The following is a 4240-nucleotide window of genomic DNA, read 5'->3' on the forward strand; positions in this document are numbered from 1 at the left end:
GTGACGCGGCCTTCCGGGCTGTATTGATACTGTGTCTCTCGCCCCAGCGGGTCCTGCTGCCAGAGCAGATTGCCGTGGCTGTCGTAGCCGTATTGCCGAGTCCGCCCGGCTGTGTCGGTGACCTGGACGGGTAGCGCCCAATGTCGCAGGTATTTGATGTGTTCGCGGCGGCCGAGAGGATCGCGGGTTTCGATCAGGCGGCCGATATCGTCGTAGCTGTAGCGCCATTCCCCCCCTTGCGGATCGATGCGCTTGATCAACTGTCCGGCGATCACTTCCGCCTGCCAGCAGTTGCCCTGAGGGTCGATGTGCTTATAGACCTCGTACAGTGGCCCCCAGTAGTAGTGATCACGGCGGCCGAGGTTGTCCGTGACGAGGGTTTCACCGGTCTCCAGGTTGTACTCGAACCGGTACTCTTCACCCTCGCTGCCCCAGTGACGAATCACTCGCCATTCGTGATCGGGTTGGGGTTCCAGCAGCGGTGGCAAGCGGTAGGGCGTGCCGTCCAGGCGCTTGGGAGCAGGGCGCTTTTCAGGAATGGCGAAGCGGGCCCATTCGTATTCGCGGACAGCACCGCTAGCCAGTTGATGGCTATTGAGATAGCCCTCGGGGGTGTAAGTGAAGCGGCGGACCTGTTGACCCGTCGCGTCCAATACCTCATGCAGTTGCCCGTCATTGGTGTAGCGATAGCTGACCAGCAGTTCGCTGCGTTCTACAGTCGGTGTGCCGCCGCCCTTTAGGAACACCCGCGATATGTCACTGACGCGCTGGGAATGCCTGGCACCATAATGAAGCTGCACGACCGTTTGGCCGTACTTGTCATAGAGGGCTTTCAGCCGCCCTTGTTCGTCATACAGCAGGTCGAGGCAATTGAGATTGCGGTCGCCGAGCCTGATCAGGCGTGAGCGTTTGGGATTCAGCGGGTCGGTATCGAAGACCCGATAAAGCCCTTCATTGATATCTTCGACAACGGTCTGGCCGTCCTCCAGCTGAAAGAAGGCCAAGCCGTCCACGGCACTGACGAAGGCATCACCGGCACTAAGGCGGCCCAGTTCCAGTCGGTTACCGTCGTTGTCGATGTAGATCCACAGCATACCGCCTTGAGGATGTGGGACGCGGGCTAGTTCCACTTCATAGGGGACACTCCAACCTATCCCCAGTAGACCGTCGCTGCGCATGTCCCTGCTGTCGTAGCGCCGTGCCCATTGGATGCCCAGCAAGCCTGGGAGATTGAAATCGATGTCCTCCGGCCCCTCCTGCAGCTTGCTCCCTGTGGCAACAGCAACCGGGTTGCCTAATGTGCACCCTTTGATGCGGCCAAACCTTCGGGAGATAAGCATCCCCGCAATAATCCCGGTAAACATCGCAATCTTGCTCTTGCCGTTGCGAATGTCCTGGACCGTCGCCGTACCGCCACCGATGCGCACATTGGGCGATACGTTTTCGTTCACATCAATCGTGGCATCGCAGGTGGTCTTGTCACCTGAACGCGCGGCGGGTTGGCCATTGATAAATACCTTGTCCGAGCCTTGCGCAATGAAGTTTTCGGGCAGTGGCGTGTGGCGGGAACAGCTGATCTTGTCCTCTTGCTTGGGTTCTGAACCGGGGGCGGCCGGTGTGGTCACGGGCGGGTTGAAGATGTCACGTATGGCCATCCCCAGCCCCACGAACGGGACGAGATAAGACGCCGCAGCCATGGCCATGGAACCGACGTTTTCCAGGATGGCCGGTTCCTCTTGTTCAGTATCGGCGGCGCCGCCTCCAGGTGGGCCAGTGGTGCCGGCCGCGCGAGCAGCGGGCTCACTGTTGATGAAAACATTGGTTGACCCGCTCTCGATTATTCCGAAGGGTTCGGGTGAGGACAGGCTGTTGCCAAGGCCGTCGCAAAAGGTGGAAATGGCACCACCGACAGTCTGGTCTTCGCCGACGGAAAGGGTGCTCATGGCTCCGACGGCTACACCCGCGACTGCGGCAATGGCGACGCCAGCCGCACCGCCAGTGGCTACGGTGCCAACAACGGCCAAGCTGATAGCTGCGGCGACGGCTGCGGTGGCCGCTGCATAGATAACGGCCTCGGCTACTGCGCTGATCATTTCAGCGGCAAGCGATGGATGAAGAATTGCGTCGCCCATCCGGGCGGCGTGAACGGTCTGCGCCATTGGCGGTAAGCTCCTAGCTATCCGAAAGTCCTTGTCCTGGGGCGTGGAGAGGCTCAGGCAAATCGGAGCTCGTCCTTGATGGCCCGCCAGTGGTTGATGTCGTCGTCACTCAAAGGGCCGGGTTTGCTGTAGTTGAGCACCAACATCCGTGGCTGCCCCGGTATCAGGCAGGCCGCCTGAAGCTGGTAGTTGGGCTTGTCGCCGACCCTGAACTGAATCGCCATTTCCCGGCCTTCCACCTGATGCTTGTTTCCTCCAAGGCGGGTTACTTGCGCGGGCGTAATGGTCAGCGCCTTTGACTGCTTCCGTAATAGGTTCAGTTGGTCGTCCAAGGCCTCGTCCAGGGTCTTGGTGGTTGCAACAGCGCTGCGAGCGATCACCAACGTGGTTTGTCTGCTGGGGAAGCGCAGCATGTTCAGCGTCAAGTCCTCGGGGGCTTCATCGCCCAGGTTGAGAATCACATCGTGCGTCAGGTATTCGATCATTACGGGTAGTCCTTTTCAGTTCAGGGGAGGGCAGGGCTGCAGTGCGAGCGCTAGTCGAAATGCCCTTCCACGTCTGCCATGAGTGAATCGCTGTCGCGCCCGTTCGCGCCTGCGCCCACCGAACCACCCGCTGGGTTGAGGTCGAGCTTTGCCGCCAGGGTGTTGATCTGCCCGGTCTGCTGTGCGGTGAAGTTGAAGGTTTCGCAGGTGATGTTCAGCGTGCCGTTGGCCTGCATTTCGATAAGGGTCTTGCCGCACTTGAGGCGTAGCGTGTTGCCCGCTTCGACTTCGTAGTCGCCTGCGATGAGGTCGTTTTTGCCACCTCCCACTTTCAAGGTGTCGTTGGCCTTGACCACGCGCAGACGATTGCGGCCAATGGCGACCGATTCGTCCTGGCCAACCTGTTGGGTGCGATCGACGCCCACAGAAAGGGACTGGTTGTGATTGACCAACGTGTTCTGATCTCTCTGGGCATGGATGAACACTTCCTCCTTGCCCAGCTCATCCTCGAAGCGCAGCTCATTGAACCCGTCACCCTTGTGGGTCTGGCTCTTGATGGTCATGCGGGTTTTGTGATCGGGCAGGTCGTAAGGCGGCAGTTGGTCACCGCAGTAGGTGCGCCCGGTGATCATCGGCTGGTCGGGATCGCCGTTGACGTAATGGATGATCACGTCCTGGCCGATACGAGGGATGGCCATCGAGCCCCAGCTGCCACCCGCCCAGCCTTGAGAAACCCTCAGCCAGCACGAACTGAACTCGTTGTTCTGGCTTTCGCGGTCCCAGGGGAAACTGACTTTTACCCGGCCCCATTCATCGCAATAGATTTCCTCGCCAGGCGGGCCGACGACGGTTGCCATGTGCGGCCCGTCGATTCGCGGTTTATCCAAGGGCGCGGGGCGCCATTCGGTCCGACCGGGGACCAGCACTGCCGTCTGCTCGTAGCGCGTACTGACATCGGCGCCGGCGGCTTCTTCCTGCAGGCTGGTGAACTGGTGGCCTTTATGGGTAACCGTGTTCACCCGCCAATGCGCATTGAGGTCGTCACGGGGGTGACCGGTCAGGGTGAAACTGAGCCCCGGTTGCAGGCGCACGTCATCGCCCTGGACCTCGGCAATGCGCACGTCGTGGCGCAGCGCCGTGATACGGTTTTCGGTGAACGGCTTGCCCACGGCATCGCGTTTATAGCGGCCTGGGTAATCGAAGTATTCGTACTCTTTGGACTGGTGCTCCAGGAAGGGCCCGGCGGCTCTGTGCTCCTGGCGGTAGGCCGGGTTGGTAAAAGTGTGGTCGCGCTGCACCTGGCGAGCGGTGCGTACCTGCTCGCTGTAGCACAAGCGGCGAAGGCAGGGCGTGGCTTGATCGCCACCGCTGTTGGCTTGGTACAGCACGCTGTCGGGGCTAACAGGCTCGTCGTCATCGTAGTAGCCCTCGTCTTCATCGTCGGTCTTGATGGCGCCATGGCTGATCAGGCCGAGGGACTGCAGCCGATCGGTGATGATCAGCTTGTGCAGCTTTTCACTGTGCGCAAAGCGGTAGACGAAGCCTTCTTCGGCCGCCAGGCGGGCGATGAACGCCAAGTCCGTCTCACCGGCCTGT

At 60.6% G+C, this 4240-nt stretch carries 3 protein-coding genes; all 3 read right to left on the reverse strand.

Features of this window, described 5'->3' with window-relative positions; all coding sequences use genetic code 11:
* The coding region (locus LVS58_RS24810) for a DUF6531 domain-containing protein (RefSeq protein ID WP_233693225.1) at nucleotides 1-2159 on the reverse strand (2159 nt) is incomplete at its 3' end.
* Nucleotides 2160-2212: 53 nt separating this feature from the next.
* Complete coding sequence (locus LVS58_RS24815; RefSeq protein WP_233693226.1) at nucleotides 2213-2644, reverse strand: DcrB-related protein; 432 nt, start codon at nucleotides 2642-2644, stop codon at nucleotides 2213-2215.
* Nucleotides 2645-2694: 50 nt separating this feature from the next.
* Nucleotides 2695-4240, reverse strand: a 1546-nt coding sequence (locus LVS58_RS24820; protein ID WP_233693227.1) for a type VI secretion system Vgr family protein, incomplete at its 5' end; no start/stop codon positions are given.

The organism is Pseudomonas sp. JR33AA (assembly GCF_021378985.1).
In the GTDB taxonomy this organism is placed as follows: domain Bacteria; phylum Pseudomonadota; class Gammaproteobacteria; order Pseudomonadales; family Pseudomonadaceae; genus Aquipseudomonas; species Aquipseudomonas alloputida.

Excerpts from the sequence above, each read along its gene's own strand:
- LVS58_RS24815 (WP_233693226.1), bottom strand. The coding sequence starts at position 2,644 with ATGATCGAATACCTGACGCACGATGTGATTCTCAACCTGGGCGATGAA.